The organism is Stenotrophomonas sp. G4 (assembly GCF_003428825.1).
Taxonomy (GTDB): domain Bacteria; phylum Pseudomonadota; class Gammaproteobacteria; order Xanthomonadales; family Xanthomonadaceae; genus Stenotrophomonas; species Stenotrophomonas indicatrix.
Window position 1 is genome coordinate 1,921,039 of sequence record NZ_CP031741.1, and the last position, 16,545, is coordinate 1,937,583.

Sequence of the window (16,545 nt, forward strand, 5' to 3'; positions counted from 1 at the left end):
ATGACGCGTCGCAATATTTCCCGGGCGGGTCTTGGCACGAGGTTTCATGAATGCGCACAGATACGCTCGCGCAGCCAGCGATGTGCCGGATCGCGATGCACGCGTTCGTGCCAGAGCATCACCATCTCGAACCCGGGCACATCAATGGGCGCCGCAACCGCCTTCAAGGCCGGGTCCTGCGCGACCAGGCGCGAGGGCATCATCGCCACCAGGTCCGTGCGCAGCAGCACGCTGCGCAGGAACAGGAAGTGCGGCACCGACAGCACCACGTTGCGACGCGCACCAACATGCGCCAAAGCGCTGTCGGTGCCGCCATGGAAACCGCCGCCATCCGGTGACACGATCACGTGGTCCAACGCGCAGAACTGCTTGAGCGTCGGCCGCCGCTTCAGTCGTGGATGGTCGCGACGCCCGGCCAGCACGTAGCGTTCCTGGAACAGCGGGCGATGGTGCAGGGAGGCAGGCGCGTCGGCGGTGATGTGGAGGGCGAGATCGATCTCGCCGCGTTCGCTCTGCGCCACCATCTGCGCCGGCGCCAGGCTGACCACGGCCAGGCGCGTGCCGGGTGCGCGCGCGCGCAGGTCGGCCAATGCCGGCAGGACGATCGTGGTTTCGCCGAAGTCCGACGCCATGATCCGCCAGGTCTGCGTGGCCTGGGCCGGATCGAACGCCTGCACCGGTGCGACCGCACGCTGCAGTGCAGCCAGTGCGTCGGCCAATGGTTCGCGCAGCGCATCGGCCCGTGCGGTGGCACGCATGCCGCGTGGCCCCGGCAGCAGCAGCGGATCATCGAACAGGTGGCGCAGGCGCGCCAGCTGCACGCTGACCGTGGGCTGGGCCAGATGCAGGCGTTCGGCCGCGCGGGTGACGTTCTGCTCTTCCAGCAAGGCCTGCAGAGTTACCAGCAGGTTGAGGTCGATGCGACGCAGGGTATTGTCCATGGCAATGCCGGGGATTGCAGGAATTCATTTCAACTATAGCGTGTCGGCACCCAACATGGCCGGCATTCCCTCCCTGGTACCACCATGAACGTTCTGCTTGTCTACGCCCACCCCGAACCGACCTCGCTCAATGGCAGCCTGAAGGCCTTCACCGTCGAGCACCTGCAACGCGCCGGCCACACCGTGCAGGTGTCCGACCTGCATGCCATGCAATGGAAGGCGCAGATCGATGCCGACGATCACCCCGGGCGGGATCCTTCGGTGCCGTTCCACGCGTCACTGGATTCGCGCGACGCCTTCAGGACGGGCCGGCAGAGCGCCGACATCGCCGCCGAGCAGGAAAAACTGCGCTGGGCCGACGCGGTGATCCTGCAGTTCCCGCTGTGGTGGTTCTCGATGCCGGCCATCCTGAAGGGTTGGGTGGATCGCGTGTATGCCTATGGTTTTGCCTATGGCGTGGGCGAACATTCCGACCGGCATTGGGGCGACCGCTATGGCGAGGGCGCGATGTCTGGCAAGCGCGCGATGCTGGTGGTCACCACCGGTGGTTGGGAGTCGCATTACGGTCCGCGCGGCATCAATGGGCCGATCGACGATGTGCTGTTCCCGATCCAGCACGGCATCCTGTTCTATCCCGGCTTTGACGTGCTGCCCGCGCACGTGATCTACCGCAGCAGCCGTATCGATGAGGCGTCCTTGCCTGGCGTGCTGGAGGGGCTGGGCGCGCGGCTGGATGGGCTGGCGAGCGATCCGGTGATTGCGTACCGGCGGCAGAATGGTGGTGATTACCTGATCCCATCGCTTGAGCTGCGACCTGGGTTGGCCGAGGGTGAGGCAGGGTTTGGAGTTCACCTCGAACTGTGAGTGGCGCATTCGCCTCTGGAAACGCGACGGAGATTCTGTACTTTCGGCAGTCTAGCGGCGCTCGCGGTAGCCGCCCTTGCTGACTCAGGGAGACGCAGGTCCTTTGAAGACGGAATTCAACTTCACCCTGAGATACCGCCTGCTCGATACCTCGGGTGATCCTGGCGTCCTCGAACGGCACCTGCACGATGCTGGATGTGGAGATGCACTGCTGGGCGTAGGGAGCCCGGCGAGTCTGGCGCTGGAATTCTGTCGTGAGGCGAGCAGTGCCGCTGAGGCGATGTGCTCCGCGCTGGGAGATGTCCAGCGTGCCGTACCCGGTGCCGAGCTGATCGAAGTCAGTATCGATCTGGTTGGTCTGACGGATGTCGCTGATCTGCTGGGCATGTCACGGCAGAACATGCGCAAGTTGCTGCTCGCGCACCCGCAGACGTTTCCGGCACCGGTGCACGAAGGCAGCGCGTCGATCTGGCATCTGGCCGATATTCTTTCGTGGATGCAGGCGCGCGGCAGCCAGAAGGTCAGCAGCGAGCTGGCGGAGCTCGCTGCTGCGGCGCTGCAGATCAATGTGGCGAAGGAGCAGGAACGGCTGGTTCAGCATCCCGGTTGAGGGTCGCTGCGCGACAGGCCGTTACAGTTGCACACGCTCCCACCAGCGCGTACCAGCGGTCGGTGATTGCATGTCCAGCACCTCGCCCATCATCGGCGTGGCCACCGGCACGTTCTTTGCGGCAGCCAATGCGCTGATGCGTTCGAACGGTTGCTGCCACTCGTGCAGGGCCAGGTCGAAGGTGCCGTTGTGGATCGGCAGCAGCCACTTGCCACGCAGGTCCAGGTGCGCCTGCAGGGTCTGTTCGGGCTGCATGTGCACGAATGCCCAGCGTTGATCGTAGGCACCGGTTTCGATCATCGTCAGGTCGAAGGGTCCGTACTTCTCGCCGATGGCCTTGAAGCCGTCGAAATAGCCGGTGTCGCCGCTGAAGAAGATGCGGAAGTCACCGTCCTGGATCACCCACGACGCCCACAGGCTGCGATCGCTGTCACCCAGGCCGCGGCCGGAGAAATGCTGGCCGGGGGTTGCGGTCAGGCGCAGGCCAGTGGCTTCGGTGGACTGCCACCAGTCCAGTTGCTCGACCTTGGCTGCATCCACGCCCCAGGCGATCAGCTGGTCGCCCACACCCAGCGGCGCGATGAAGCGCGCGGTCTTGCCGGCCAGCTTCATTACCGCCGCGTGGTCGAGGTGGTCGTAGTGGTTGTGCGAGAGGATGACGCCGGCGATCGGCGGCAGTTCGTCGATGCTGATCGGCGGCGCATGGAAGCGTGCCGGGCCCATCCATTGCACCGGTGAGGCGCGTTCGGAGAACACCGGATCGGTCAGCCAGTACTGGCCGCGCAGCTTCAGCAGGATCGTCGAATGCCCCAGCCGGAACAGGCTGCGGTCGGGTGCCGCGTCCAGGGTGGCGCGGTCCAGCGCCTGCACCGGGATGGGATGGTCGGGCACGGTGCCCTTGGGCTTGTTGAACAGGAAGGTCCACCAGATCTCCAGGCCATTACGGAAGCCCATTGCCGGTTTCGGCAGGGCATTGCGGAACTTGCCTTCGCGGTACTGCGGCGAATCGGGGAAGTCGGGGAGGGACCAGGATTTGCAGAAGGTATAGGCGGTCACGGCGAGGATTCCGAGCAGGAGGACAAGGAGCAGGCGCTTCATGGGTGACGTCCGCAGGGTACACTGCACAGTGTAGTTTCCGGATTTCAGAAAGTACACTACCGGGTGTAAAATGGCGGCATCCGTTCAGCTGTCTGGCTCCGCCATGCCCCATGCCCCGCAACGCCTTACCGATCGCAAACGCGAGGCCATCGTCCGCGCGGCGGTGGAGGAGTTCCGATCAGCCGGCTACGAGGCGACCAGCATGGATCGCATCGCGGCGGTGGCTGGTGTCTCCAAGCGCACCGTCTACAACCACTTCCCGAGCAAGGAAGAACTGTTCGCGCTGATCCTGGAAGAGCTGTGGCAGAGCAGCGTGGCCAGCGTCGAGCTGCCGTACCGCGCCGACCAGCCGCTGGATGTGCAATTGCTGCAGCTGCTGCGGCAGAAGCTGGACCTGTTGGGCGACGCCAACTTCATCGACCTGGCACGGGTGGCGATGGCCGAGATCATCCATTCACCCCAGCGCGCGCAGGCGATCGTCTGCCGCATGGGCGAGAAGGAGAGCGGCGTCAGCGCATGGATCCGTGCGGCGATTGCCGATGGGCGGCTGCGCCAAGTCGATCCGGAATTCGCCGGCCATCAGCTGCAGGGCCTGGTGAAGAGCTTCGCGTTCTGGCCGCAGGTGACGATGGGTCAGGCGCCGCTGGCGCAGGCCGAACGCACGCGCGTGGCCGAGTCGGCGGTGGCGATGTTCCTGGGCTTCTACGCGGTGTAAGCCGCGTGGCGCAACAGTGTACGGTTCGGAGACAATCCAGGCCGCCGGCGCAACGGGAGCAGGGGGGATGGGAACAGCAGCGAATGTGGATGGGGCCATGCCCTTGCCGTCGCAGTGGCGGAACACGTGGCACGATGCCGACATCGAGATGCAGGGCATCGGCGTGTCGCGCGCCGATGTGGCACGGGTGCGGCGCCAGGGGGTGCCGGACGCGTTCCTGAAATCGGAAGTGATCGATGCTTTCAGCGAACTGGAGGGCGAAATCCTACGTCTGCGCTGGCTGCGGGCACAGGGACAGCCGGTGCCAACGGTCCTGGATACGGCAGAAGAGGGCGGGCGGCGTTGGCTGCTGATGAGCGCGTTGCCCGGCCATGACCTGGCATCGTCGCCGACGCTGGCGCCCGCTCAGGTGGTCGTGCTGCTGGCTGACGCGCTGCGCGCCCTGCATGCGCTGCCGGTTGCCGGTTGTCCGTTCGATCATCGCCTCGCATCGCGCTTGCCGGAGGTCGCTGCGCGCGTTGCCGCAGGGTTGATCGATGCGGATGATTTCGACGATGAACGAATGGGCCAGAGCGCCGAGCAGGTGCATGCCGAGCTGATCGCAACGTGTCCGGCGGATGAGGATCTGGTGGTGGCGCACGGCGATGCCTGCCTGCCGAATCTGATGGCGGTCGACGGCCGCTTCAGCGGTTTCATCGATTGCGGCCGGCTGGGTGTGGCTGATCGTTGCCAGGACCTGGCGTTGGCCGCACGCAGCTTGGTCCACAACTATGGCGACACCCGTTGGGTTGCACCCTTGCTGGCCCGCTATGGCATCGGTGCCGATGAGCGCCGGCTCGCGTTCTACCGCCTGCTGGACGAGTTCTTCTAGGTGCATGCAGGATCCGCAGTTGCAGCAGGGCGCGGCAGGATCGGTCTTCGACTCGGGACACCGATGTTGTGACCGGATTGCCTGTGCGGATGCAAGGCCATCTGCGATAGTAGGTGTCGTCACCAAAGCACGCCTGCATCCATGTCATTCGCTTCGGCGCAGCAGATCGTTGAAGTCCTGCAGCAGTCCTACGACATCAACGCGACGGCGGTGGTGCCGCGTCCGGTGGGCGCCGACGCCAATGCGTGCGTGTTCCGCATCGATGCCCGCCACGACCATTGGTGGTTGAAGTGCCGCAACTTCCAGGTGGCGCCCGCGGTGTGGGACAGCCTGCATTGGCTGCGTGGCACCCTGGGCATCGAAGAGATTGTTGCGCCGTGGCCGGCATTGACCGGCGGCGCATCGGTGCAGCGCTGGGGCCTGCAGTTCACATTGTTCCCCTACATCGAAGGGCAGTCGGGCTTCGAGGCACCCCTGAGCCGTGCGCAATGGCGCCAGCTGGGCGAAGTGCTGCGTCGCCTGCATGAGGCCGAGATTCCGCCGGCGCTGCGCCAGGCCCTGCCGACGTTGCGGCTTGAAACCGCAGCGGTCGACACGGTGGGGGCATGGTTGCGGGATCCGTCTACGCTGGCGCAGGCGCAGGATCGATCCGGCAGTGCGTTCCTGGCGCTGTGGCAGCAGCAGCGGCCGCGCATCGCCGAACTTCACCAGCGTGCCGAAGCGCTGCATCGCCAATTGCAGGGTGAAGCACCGGCGCTGCGCCTGTGCCACACCGACCTGCACGCGGGCAACCTGCTGATGGGGCAGGACGATGCGCTGCACCTGATTGACTGGGACGGCCTGGCACTGGCCCCACGCGAGCGTGACCTGATGTTTGTCGGCGCCGCGGTAGGTGGTCGCTGGGGGCGCGAGCATCCGCTGGGCTTCGCCGAAGGCTATGGCAGCGACCTGGGCGATCCGCGCTGGATTGCGTGGTATCGGCATTGGCGCATCCTGCAGGACCTGATCGAATTCGAGCAGATGCTGCTGGGCCCCGGCGCGGCGCAGCGCTCGTTGCAGCAGCACCGGCAAGCGCTGCATTACCTGGGCGAGCAGTTCGCGCCGGGCAATGTGTTCGATGCGGCCGAGCGCGCGTACCAGGTGCTGTAGGGGGGGGCGGCCGGGCTGCGCCCGGCACCTGCAGAGGCCGAAGCAACTGCAACTGCAACAGCCGAAGCAACAGCAACAGCAAAAGCAAAAGCAGGCCTCCTGTGGGATGGCGGGGTGGGTCCGGTTGCGGGGACGCTGCAAGTACGTCCCTGTAAGCTCGGTCACGCCATCCATGGCGCTCACGCCCCCGCAACCGGATCCACCCCGCCTTCGACAGATCTCCGTAATCTGTCGGGATGGCATGGCCTGCTCTTGGTGGTGTCGACCTTGGTCGACACGGTAGATCCACGCCATGCGTGGATGCTCTTCGATCATTTGATCAATTGTCGAAACATTCGATTTCGATGGAGATTCATCCACGCATGGCGTGGATCTACCAGACACCTGGAAACTGTCAGAGGTGGGGTGGTGTCGGATTGCGGGGTGTCAGCCGCATGGATGCAGCTGCCAAGCCTTATCTGATTGGAATCTGGCAACGTAGGTGTCGAGAGCCGGCGTGGGCCGCCGTGTAAGCCTGGATCTCGACGATCGCCATGTAGCTTGGCGCCCACGCCGGAATCTCCCTTGATCCGCCCGAACAGTTGCTGGAGCTGACACTCGCAGTGATAAGACTGGGCAAGCGGGGAGCTCTCGACCCTTCCAGACTATACGGAGTCCGGTGATGAACGGGATCGGGATTGATGTCAGCAAGCGCCGGCTCGACGTTGGCACGACAGACGGAAAGACCCTGCAGGTCAGCAATAGCCGCTCCGGCTTTGCTGAATTGGACCTCTGGCTGCAAGGGCATCCGGCCGTCCAGATCGTGCTGGAGGCCACTGGTGGCTACGAACAGCCTGTGCTGGACTTCCTGCACAACGCTGGTCATCCGGTGGTCCGCGCCAACGCGCTGCGGGCCCGAAGGCTGGCCCAGGGGATGGGGCAGATGGCCAAGACCGACCGCCTGGATGCCTATGCATTGGCGCAGATGGCGGCCTTGGTGAAACTGCCGTCCTATCAGCCATTGGAACCTTGGCAGCGGAAGATGCGGGAATTTGTGCGGGCACGTCGACAGGCGATGCACGCGCTGACCGTAGCGCGGCAGCAGCAGCAAATGGTGACTGATCGTGCATTGCGCCGACTGCTGCAGGCCAATATCACCCACCTGCAGACGATGGTTGAATGCTTGGGAAAACAGATTGCCGAGCAGGTTGCCCAGCAACCTCAACTGGCTGTCCTGAAGTCGATGAAAGGTGTTGGCCCGGGCCTGCAGGCCGTGTTGGCCAGCTATCTTCCCGAGCTGGGCAAGATCAGTGGCAAGGCCGTGGCCAGCCTGGTCGGTGTGGCACCCATGTCCCACGACAGCGGGACCCTGCGTGGCAAACGAAGCATCCATGGCGGCAGGGCTGAGATCCGTCAGGTGCTCTACATGGCCAGCATGTCGGCCATGCGGCATGAACCTCGCCTGCGGGACTTTTACCAGTCGCTGCGAGCGCGGGGCAAGGAAGGCAAAGTGGCCATCGTGGCGGTGATGCGGAAGATGCTGGTGATTCTCAACGCCCGTATGCGTGACGCTCAAGGCGGACCGATCCCCGCCTGAGCGCACCAGAGGGCGTTGCTCCTGAGGCTGCCGGCCAGCGGCCGGCACTACCGTGCCCGTCTGCAGGAGGGGCCCAGGCTCCTCCTGCAACACAGTTGCTACAGGGACGTATTTACGGCGTCCCCGCAATCCGACACCACCCCGCCATCCCCAGTCAATGCGGCTGTTGCTGTTGCTTCGGCTGTTGCTGTTGAGGTTGCCGGCCAGCGGCCGGCACTACCACGGGTGCCAGGCGCAGCCCGGCCGGAACCCTTATTCCGCCGGCTTGGCCGCTGCGCTCGCGGCGACGCTCGCTGCACGCCGTGACAGCACCGCTTCGCGATGGGCGATGTAGGCGTTGGCGGCGAGGATGATGCCGGCGCCGATGATCGTCCAGCGATCCACCGTCTCTGCGAACAACAGCCAGCCACACAAGGTCACCAGCGGCAGCTGCAGGAAGCTGATCGGGGTCAGCGCGGAGACTTCGCCCAGGCGCAGTGCGCGTGTCCACAGCAACTGGCCGATGGTGCCCAGCACGCCAGTGGCCAGCAGCCAGAGCCAGGCGATACCGGTGGGCCAGACCCACACGAACAAGGCCGGTATCAGCGACAGCGGCACCCAGAACACGTAGGTGTAAAGCACCACGGTGTCGGCGCTGTCGATCCGGGTGAGCTGCTTGATCTGGATCGCCACCAGCGAGCTGAGCACGGCGGCGGCCACGGCGATTAGGCTGCCGGACGTGAAGCCGGCGGTGCCCGGCCGCACGATCACCAGTACGCCGATGAAGCCGACCACCACCGCTGCCCAGCGCCGTACGCGTACCGTTTCGCCCAGCCACAGCACCGCCGCGATGGTGACGAACAACGGGGTGGAGTAGGACAGCGAAACGGCCTGTGCCAGGGGCAGGTGGCCCAATGCCCAGAACGCGCACAGCATCGAGCCCAGGCCGATCGCGCTGCGCAGGAAATAACGCGGCAGCTGCTGGGTCTTCAACGGTGCATGGCCTGGGCGCAGCAGCATCGGCAGCAGGGCAAGCAGGCCGAAGGCATTGCGGAAGAACGCCACTTCCTGGGTCGGCACGTAGCGGGTGGCGTAGCGGATCGCCACCGCCATCAGGCCGAACGCCATGGTGCTGCCGAGCATCAGCAGCGCCGCCCGCAATGGGGTGGCGCTGGCGGGTAGGGCGGGTGTGCTCACCACTGTGCGCCGAGCAGGCGGGGCTCCGGTTCGATCGGCACGCCGAACTTCTCCAGTACCGAGGCAGAGATCCGCCGTGCCAGCGCCAGCAGTTCAGTGCCGGTGGCGCTGCCGTGGTTGACCAGCACCAGCGCATGGCTGGGCGCAACACCGGCATCACCCTCGCGGAAGCCCTTCCAGCCACAGGATTCGATCATCCAGGCCGCCGAGACCTTGCGGCGGTCGTCGCGGTCCGCCGGAAACACCGGCAGCTCGGGGAAGTGCTGCAGCAGCACCTCCACCTGTTCCAGTGGCAGCACCGGGTTCTTGAAGAAACTGCCTGCGTTGCCCAGTACGTCGGGGTCGGGCAGCTTTCGGCGACGGATCGCGATCACCGCATTGGCCACGTCCACCGCGCTCGGCAGTTCCACGCCCTGCGCCTGCAGTTCTTCGCGGATGCCGGCGTAGCCCATGCGCAGGTCGTGCAGCAGCGGCAGTTTCAGTTCAATGGCGGTGATCAGGTAGCGGTCCGGCTGCTGCTTGAACACGCTGTCGCGGTAGGCGAAGCCACATTGTTCGTTGTCCAGCCGTACCCAGGTTTTTTCCTGGCAGTCCCAGGCCTCTACGGTCTGGATGAACTCGCCGACCTGCGCGCCATAGGCACCGATGTTCTGGATCGGCGAGGCGCCGGCGGTGCCGGGAATCAGTGCCAGGTTTTCCAGGCCGGACAGGCCTTCCTGCAGCGACCACATCACCAGCCCGTGCCAGGACACGCCGGCACCGGCGCGGATCACGGCGTGGTCCGCACGGTGTTCGAGGAAACTGATTTCGCGGTTGCCGAACACCAGCACGGTGCCGGGCAGGTCTTCGGCGATCAGCACATTGCTGCCGCTGCCGAGCACCAGCAGCGGGCCATTGGCCACTTCCGGCAATGCCAGAACCTCCGGCAGCAGCGCGGCGTCGTGCAGTTCCAGCAACTGCGCTGCGCTGGCCTGCACGTGGAACGTGTTCAGGGCCTGTAGCGGCGCGTTGTGGGTGAGGGTCCATCGCAGCGGTGCTGCAGCGTTGTTGGTGTCGTCCATGGGCGTGCTCACAGGGGGGCCACCGCGCCGCGGCTGGGCGCCTCGCGGCGGCGGCGGATCGCCTCCACGCAGTCGGCGACCAATGCCGGGCCCTTGAAGATCAGGCCGCTGTAGCACTGCACCAGTGCCGCACCGGCGGCCATCTTGGCCACCGCGTCGGCGCCGGACAGGATGCCGCCGACACCGACCAGCGGCACCGATTCGGGCAGGCGTGCACGCAGGCGGCGCAGTACCAGGGTGGACTGTTCCAGCACCGGTGCGCCGGACAGCCCACCGGCTTCATTGGCCAGCGGATCGCCGGCAACCCGGCTGTGGTCGATGGTGGTGTTGGTGGCGATCACGCCGTCCACCTGCAGTTCGCCAAGTACGCGCGCGGCGGCGTCGATGTCGCGCTCGCTGAGGTCCGGGGCCACCTTCACCAGCATCGGCACGCGCCGGCCATGCTGCGCGGCCAGCGCTTCCTGGCGTTCACGCAGCTGGCTGACCAGCTGCCGCAGCGCGGTCTCTTCCTGCAGCTCGCGCAGGCCGGCCGTGTTGGGCGAGGAAATGTTGACGGTGATGTAGTCGGCCAGCGGGTACACCTTGTCCATGCAGGCGATGTAGTCATCGGCCGCCTGTTCGTTGGGGGTGTCCTTGTTCTTGCCGATGTTGATGCCGAGCAGGCCGCGCCGGTTGCGCGCGCGTTCGACGTTGCGCACCAGCGCATCCACGCCGGCGTTGTTGAAGCCCATGCGGTTGATGATCGCGTTGTGCGCAGGCAGCCGGAACAGGCGCGGCTTGGGGTTGCCGGCCTGCGGTCGCGGCGTGATCGTGCCGATCTCCACGAAGCCGAAGCCCAGCGCGAACAGTGCATCGATGTGCTCGCCATTCTTGTCCAGGCCGGCAGCAAGGCCGACCGGATTGGGGAACGTCAGCCCGAACACCGTGCTGGGCATCGGCGCGATGCGTGCGGCCACCAGCGGCGTGGTGCCGGTGCGATAGGCCAGGTCCAGAGCGGACAGGCCGAGACCGTGGGCGCGTTCGGCGTCGAGCGAGAACAGGAAGGGGCGGGCAAGCGAATACATGCGTTGGTTTCAGTCCAGCGTGCCGAGGAAGGCTCGGGTTCGATATTCAAAAGCGACCTGGCCGTCGACCGCGTGGGCGGCGAACAGGTCCTGCAGCGCAGCCAGCATCGGCGCGTGGCGCCGATGGCCGGGCTGCGGCGCGTAGGAAGAAGACAGCAGGCGCCCGCGCAGGGCGTCCAGGTCCAGGTGCTGCACGTTCGGCAGCTGCACCATGCCGCGCAGGCCGGAGCCGAACCAGGCCTGCATGGTGGCGTCGTCCTGGTAGCGTTCGGCCACGGCGGTGTAGTCGGTGCCGTAGTCCAGCAGCAGTTGTTCGTAGCCGACCAGGAACGGGCTGGCATCGAGCAGGCGCGAATTCCAGTAGATCAGCGCCAGCCCGCCCGGGCGCAGGATGCGCTGCCACTCGGCGCGCACGGCCACGGTGTCGAACCAGTGGAAGGCCTGCGCGGCGCCGACCAGATCAACGCTGGCATCGGCCAGCCCGGTGGCCTCGGCGCGGCCATCGACGGCGGAGAACTGCCGATACTGCGGCGCCAGCCAGTGCTCGGCGGCGGCGCGCATCGCCGCGTTGGGTTCGACGGCGACCAGTGGATGGCCGGCGGCCAGGAACTGCCGGCTGGAGATGCCGGTTCCGGCGCCGATGTCAGCGACCTGTGCGCTGGTTGCCACGGCCATGGGGCCATGCAGCCAGTCCATCAGGGTAGGCGGATAGTCCGGCCGGTAGCGGACATAGTCCGCCACGCGGCTGCTGAAGCGTTCAGTGCTGTCGGAGGCAGTCATGGCGTCAGTTCGACACCGCCGCCAGCCACGCCAGGCCACCGAAGAACAGGATGATGATGAGAATGGCGGCAAGCACGGCGCCGACCATCACCCAGCCCAGTACCAGGCCGGTGACGGCCATGCCGTCGCCTTCCATTTCGTACGGGCGGCGGCGGATCTCGGCGCGGGCCATGTGGCCGGTGATGATGGCGACGATGCTGGCCACGAAAGGCAGGACGGTCCAGCTGGCGATGCCCATGACCAGGCTGACCACGGCCAGGGTGCTTGTCTGTCGGGGTGCCACGCTCATCGGGGTCCTCCTTGGCAGTGTGCACATGATAGTGCGTCTGCCCGGGCAATCCCATGCCTGGCGGATACGAAGGTAGGCGTCGACCATGGTCGACGAACGGCATTTCAGCCAGGTAGACGTCGACCTTGGTCGACGAACGGCATGCCAACCGAGGTTGGCAGTTACCGGGGTGCCGGTATCAGCCCATCAGCACCTGGCCGCCATCGACATTGAGCACGTGGCCGGTGATCCAGCGCGCCAGCGGCGAACACAGGAACAGCGCAGCATCGGCGATCTCGCGCGGCTGCCCGAAGCGGCCGAACGGAATCTTCGCCAGGGTGCCGTGGTACAGGGCGGGATCTTCGACACGACGTCGATCCCAGAGGCCATCGGCAAATTCGATCGAGCCCGGTGCGATGGCGTTGACCCGGATCCGGTCCGGCGCCAGCGCCAGGGCCTGCGACGTCGTGTAGTGCGACAGCGCGGCCTTGGCCGCCGCATACGGTGCGCCGCCGGGACGCGGTTGCTGCGCGGCGATCGAGGACAGGTTGAGGATGCAGGCGTCGGACGAGGCGCGCAGCCACGGCAGCGCAAGGCGCGAGGCGCGGACCGCCGCCATCAGGTCGATCTGCAGGCTGGCCGCCCAGCCGTCTTCGTCATCGGCCATGCCGTAGCCGGTGGCGTTGTTGACCAGCACATCGATGCCGCCGAGCGCATCGGCAGCGGCCTGCAGCCAGGCGCCGATGCGGCCGAGGTCGCCCAGATCGGTGGCGAAGGTGTGCAGCTGCGTGCCCTGGGCCTGCGCATCGGCCTGCAGGGCGTCAAGCCCGGCTTGGCCGCGGGCGCAGGCCGAGACCTGCGCACCGGCGCGGGCGAAGGCCAGCGCCAGTTCGCGGCCGATGCCCTTGCTGCCACCGGCGATCAGCACCCGGCGGCCGGTGAAATCGATCACCGGCTTGCCGTCGCGCAGGGGCGCGCGCTCTGCCATCACAGGTCGAATTTGATGCCCTGGGCCAGCGGCAGCGAATCCGAATAGTTGATGGTGTTGGTCTGGCGGCGCATGTAGACCTTCCATGCATCCGAACCGGACTCGCGACCACCGCCGGTGTCCTTCTCGCCACCGAAGGCGCCACCGATTTCCGCGCCCGAGGTGCCGATGTTGACGTTGGCGATGCCGCAGTCCGAACCGGCCGCCGACAGGAAGCGCTCGGCGGTCTTCAGGTTGGTGGTGAAGATCGACGAGGACAGGCCCTGCGGCACGCCGTTCTGCATGTCGATGGCTTCCTCCAGCGTGCTGTACTTCATCACGTACAGGATCGGCGCGAAGGTCTCGTGCTGCACCACTTCATCGCTGTTCTTCAGGCCGGTGACGATGGCCGGCAGCACGAAGTTGCCGGGGCGGTCGATGCGCGTGCCGCCGGTTTCGATGGTGCCGCCGCTGGCCTTGGCCTTTTCGATGGACGCCAGGAACTGCTGCACGGCGCCGTCGCTGTTGAGCGGGCCCATCAGGTTGGCCGGGTCGGTCGGATCGCCGATCTTGCCTTCCACCTGCTTGTACGCCTTGACCAGCGTGGCCAGCACGTCGTCATGGATGGATTCGTGCACGATCAGGCGGCGGGTGGTGGTGCAGCGCTGGCCGGCGGTGCCGACCGCACCGAACACGATGCCGGGAATCGCCAGCTTCAGGTCGGCGGTTTCGTCGAGGATGATCGCGTTGTTGCCGCCCAGTTCCAGCAGGCACCGGCCAAGGCGGTGGGCGACCTTCTCGGCGACCGTGCGGCCGACCTGGGTCGAGCCGGTGAAGCTGATCAGCGGCACGCGCTTGTCGGCCACCATCTTCTCCGACAGTGCCGTGCCGGCGTCGTTGATCAGGAAGAACAGGTCCGGGAAACCGGCATCGCGCAGCGCTTCATTGCAGATGCGCATCGAGGCGATGGCGGTCAGCGGGGTCTTGTTGGATGGCTTCCACAGGCAGATGTCGCCGCAGATCGTGGCCAGGAACGAGTTCCATGCCCACACCGCCACCGGGAAGTTGAACGCGCTGATGATGCCGACCAGGCCGAGCGGCTGGTACTGCTCGTACATGCGGTGGCCCGGGCGTTCGGAGTGCATGGTGTAGCCGTACAGCATGCGGCTCTGGCCCACGGCGAAGTCGGCGATGTCGATCATCTCCTGCACTTCACCATCGCCTTCGGGCTTGCTCTTGCCCATTTCCAGCGCGACCAGCGACCCGAGGGCGTCCTTGTTCCTGCGCAGCGCTTCGCCGCACAGGCGCACGGCCTCACCGCGGCGCGGAGCCGGGGTGGTGCGCCAGACCTTGAAGGCTTCCTGGGCGCGCGCGATGACCGTTTCGTACTCGGCTTCGGTGGTGGCGCGGACCTGCGCGATCGGCTCGCCGGTGGTCGGATTGATCGGGGTGATCAGTTCACCGCCGCTAGCGCTCGACCACTCCCCGTTGCCCAGGTAGGTGCCAGCGTTGATCGCGTCCAGACCAAGGGACTTGAGCAGCTCGGAAGACATGCAGACTCCTGTGTTTCGTTACGTTGTGTTTGGTGCCGTCGCGGGCAGGTGGGGGCGCGACGGACTGAGCCGGCGATGGTAGCAGAGGGGAGGGGCGACCCTTGGTGCAGTGCGGGGTGGTGCGCGCCAAAGGCTTGACGCGATCCGTCACGATTTGCAGGTGGGCGGTGCCGGAAAAGTGATAACTATCAGTGCGCTGCGTCTCGCTTTCCGGTCGCCCGCGCCGGAAGAACGTCGGGCTGTGTCTATCTTTTGTGACGGAGTTCGGACACAATCCCCCGGTAGTCAATCGAACCGCAACGAATTGCATGCGCCGGCAGGGGAGCCCAGCGCTGCTTTGGATCTTGCCCGGATCTGCGGAACTGTCAGAGGAGAAGTCGCGTGCTACATGGATCCGTAGAAGGGCTTTCCAGCCAACCCAGCAGAGCGCGGCGCCGCGTTGAGGCCCGTGCAGCACTCGAGCTGGCGTTGCGGCTGGGGGATATGTGCGTCATCCCCATCATGGCCATGGTCTCCCATGTGCTGTATTACAGGGCGGCAGTCCCGGATCCGTCGCAGCGTGTCGTATTTGGTGCCGTCCTGCTGAGCGCAATGGTCTGCTTCATGATCGGCCCGGTGTACCGCGGCTGGCGCGCGCGCGGTCTGGTGGTGGACCTCTGGGTGCTGCTGCTGGCCTGGTCATGCAGCTTCGGCCTGTTCTCCTTCTATGCCGTGCTGGTGGACATGGCGGGCGCCGTGCCTACCCGTTGGCTGCTCACCTGGTATGGATCCGGACTGCTTGGCATGGTCGGCCTGCGCGTGCTGCTGCGCGTGCAGCTGCACCGCCTGCGCTCGCGAGGCCTGGATCGCGAACGGGTGCTGCTGGTGGGTCTTCGCGCATCCGGGCTGAAGCTGCACCGGCTGCTGCGCGGCAAGCCTGAGCTGGGCAAGGAAGTGATCGGTTACTTCTCCGCCCAGGGCGACCTGGCCACGCGTCGCCGTGGCGATGCGCCGCGTTGCCTGGGCGCGCTGGAGGACCTGCCGCGCTACATGGACCTGCACCGCGGTGAGTTCGATCAACTGTGGGTGTCGATGGCGCCCGGCGATGCCGCCGATGTCAAGGCCATGCTCAAGCAGATCGAACGCTTCCCCGTGCCGGTGCGGCTGATCCCCGATACCACGGGCTGGGGTGCCCTGAATCCGGGGGTGTACCAGGTCGGCAACGTGCCGATGATCGGGGTCCGGCAGGGCTTGGCCGATCACAACTTCCGCCTGGCCAAGCGTGTGGAAGACATTCTGGTGGCCGGCGTGGCGGTGATCCTGCTGGCACCGCTGTTTGTGGTGCTGGCGCTCGGCGTAAAGCTGAGTTCGCCGGGCCCGGTGCTGTTCCGCCAGCGTCGCCATGGCCTGGGCGGCAAAGAATTCTCGATGCTGAAGTTCCGCTCCATGCGGGTCCACGCCGAGGGCAGTTCGGACAAGATCACCCAGGCCACCCGCAATGACCCGCGCGTCACCCGGTTTGGTGCATTCCTGCGCCGCAGCAGCCTGGATGAACTGCCGCAGTTCTTCAATGTCCTGGGCGGAAGCATGTCCGTGGTCGGCCCGCGGCCACATGCGGTGCAGCACAACAACCACTATGAACGGCTGATCGACCGCTACATGCACCGGCACTACGTGAAGCCGGGCATCACCGGCTGGGCGCAGGTGCACGGGCTGCGTGGGGAAACCCCGGAACTGCGCCTGATGAAGAAGCGTGTCCAGTACGACATCGACTACATTCGCCGCTGGAGCCCGACCCTGGATGTGCGGATCATCGTGATGACCGCATTCAAGGTGCTGGGGCAGAAGTCGGCATATTGACGCGGCGCGATGC

At 66.1% G+C, this 16,545-nt stretch carries 16 protein-coding genes; 7 read left to right on the forward strand and 9 right to left on the reverse strand.

The window, feature by feature from the left end; all coding sequences use genetic code 11:
* Nucleotides 1-44: 44 nt before the first annotated feature.
* Entirely contained in the window at nt 45-941 is an 897-nt protein-coding gene (locus D0Y85_RS09060; protein ID WP_117310219.1) for a LysR family transcriptional regulator, read from the reverse strand.
* Between the two features lie 84 nt (nt 942-1,025).
* Here D0Y85_RS09060 and D0Y85_RS09065 point away from each other — a divergent pair, with 84 nt between their 5' ends.
* Both D0Y85_RS09065 and D0Y85_RS09070 read left to right on the forward strand, forming a co-directional pair.
* The gene (locus D0Y85_RS09065; protein ID WP_117310220.1) at nt 1,026-1,805 is read left to right on the forward strand and encodes an NAD(P)H-dependent oxidoreductase; all 780 of its coding nucleotides are present in this window, start codon (nt 1,026-1,028) and stop codon (nt 1,803-1,805) included.
* 103 nt (nt 1,806-1,908) lie between these two features.
* Nucleotides 1,909-2,415, forward strand: a complete 507-nt coding sequence (locus tag D0Y85_RS09070) for a DNA-binding protein (RefSeq protein WP_117310221.1) — start codon at nt 1,909-1,911, stop codon at nt 2,413-2,415.
* Between the two features lie 21 nt (nt 2,416-2,436).
* On the opposite strand, the gene D0Y85_RS09075 is transcribed toward D0Y85_RS09070, so the two are convergent.
* Nucleotides 2,437-3,513, reverse strand: coding sequence for an MBL fold metallo-hydrolase (locus tag D0Y85_RS09075; protein ID WP_117310222.1), 1,077 nt, complete (start codon nt 3,511-3,513; stop codon nt 2,437-2,439).
* A 103-nt stretch (nt 3,514-3,616) separates the two neighbouring features.
* On the opposite strand from D0Y85_RS09075, the gene D0Y85_RS09080 reads away from it, so the two are divergent.
* From D0Y85_RS09080 to D0Y85_RS09100, 4 genes are all read left to right on the forward strand, one after another.
* Nucleotides 3,617-4,228: a TetR/AcrR family transcriptional regulator gene (locus D0Y85_RS09080; protein ID WP_117310223.1), complete on the forward strand. Its 612-nt coding sequence runs from the start codon at nt 3,617-3,619 to the stop codon at nt 4,226-4,228.
* A 97-nt stretch (nt 4,229-4,325) separates the two neighbouring features.
* Complete coding sequence (locus D0Y85_RS09085) at nt 4,326-5,099, forward strand: APH(3')-II family aminoglycoside O-phosphotransferase (RefSeq protein WP_117310224.1); 774 nt, start codon at nt 4,326-4,328, stop codon at nt 5,097-5,099.
* A 141-nt stretch (nt 5,100-5,240) separates the two neighbouring features.
* Nucleotides 5,241-6,248 carry an aminoglycoside phosphotransferase family protein gene (locus D0Y85_RS09090; RefSeq protein WP_117310225.1) on the forward strand — a complete coding sequence of 336 codons (1,008 nt, stop codon included), beginning with the start codon at nt 5,241-5,243 and terminating at the stop codon, nt 6,246-6,248.
* Between the two features lie 661 nt (nt 6,249-6,909).
* Complete coding sequence (locus D0Y85_RS09100) at nt 6,910-7,824, forward strand: IS110 family transposase (protein ID WP_117310227.1); 915 nt, start codon at nt 6,910-6,912, stop codon at nt 7,822-7,824.
* 252 nt (nt 7,825-8,076) lie between these two features.
* On the opposite strand, the gene D0Y85_RS09105 is transcribed toward D0Y85_RS09100, so the two are convergent.
* From D0Y85_RS09105 to D0Y85_RS09135, 7 genes are all read right to left on the reverse strand, one after another.
* Nucleotides 8,077-8,946, reverse strand: coding sequence for a DMT family transporter (locus tag D0Y85_RS09105; RefSeq protein WP_051584984.1), 870 nt, complete (start codon nt 8,944-8,946; stop codon nt 8,077-8,079).
* A 50-nt stretch (nt 8,947-8,996) separates the two neighbouring features.
* The gene (gene murB, locus D0Y85_RS09110) at nt 8,997-10,061 is read right to left on the reverse strand and encodes a UDP-N-acetylmuramate dehydrogenase (protein ID WP_117310228.1); all 1,065 of its coding nucleotides are present in this window, start codon (nt 10,059-10,061) and stop codon (nt 8,997-8,999) included.
* A gap of 8 nt (nt 10,062-10,069) precedes the next feature.
* Nucleotides 10,070-11,125, reverse strand: a complete 1,056-nt coding sequence (locus D0Y85_RS09115) for a quinone-dependent dihydroorotate dehydrogenase (RefSeq protein WP_033830956.1) — start codon at nt 11,123-11,125, stop codon at nt 10,070-10,072.
* Nucleotides 11,126-11,134: 9 nt separating this feature from the next.
* Complete coding sequence (locus tag D0Y85_RS09120) at nt 11,135-11,905, reverse strand: class I SAM-dependent methyltransferase (protein WP_117310229.1); 771 nt, start codon at nt 11,903-11,905, stop codon at nt 11,135-11,137.
* A 4-nt stretch (nt 11,906-11,909) separates the two neighbouring features.
* Nucleotides 11,910-12,194, reverse strand: a complete 285-nt coding sequence (locus D0Y85_RS09125; protein ID WP_117310230.1) for a DUF4190 domain-containing protein — start codon at nt 12,192-12,194, stop codon at nt 11,910-11,912.
* Nucleotides 12,195-12,372: 178 nt separating this feature from the next.
* A complete protein-coding gene (locus D0Y85_RS09130; RefSeq protein WP_117310231.1) occupies nt 12,373-13,161 on the reverse strand; it encodes an SDR family oxidoreductase in 789 nt (262 codons plus the stop codon).
* Nucleotides 13,161-14,693, reverse strand: coding sequence for an aldehyde dehydrogenase family protein (locus D0Y85_RS09135; RefSeq protein ID WP_117310232.1), 1,533 nt, complete (start codon nt 14,691-14,693; stop codon nt 13,161-13,163). Before D0Y85_RS09135 ends, D0Y85_RS09130 begins: the two co-directional genes overlap by 1 nt.
* A 381-nt stretch (nt 14,694-15,074) precedes the next feature.
* Here D0Y85_RS09135 and D0Y85_RS09140 point away from each other — a divergent pair, with 381 nt between their 5' ends.
* Nucleotides 15,075-16,532, forward strand: a complete 1,458-nt coding sequence (locus D0Y85_RS09140) for an undecaprenyl-phosphate glucose phosphotransferase (protein ID WP_117310233.1) — start codon at nt 15,075-15,077, stop codon at nt 16,530-16,532.
* The last annotated feature ends 13 nt before the right edge of the window (nt 16,533-16,545 follow it).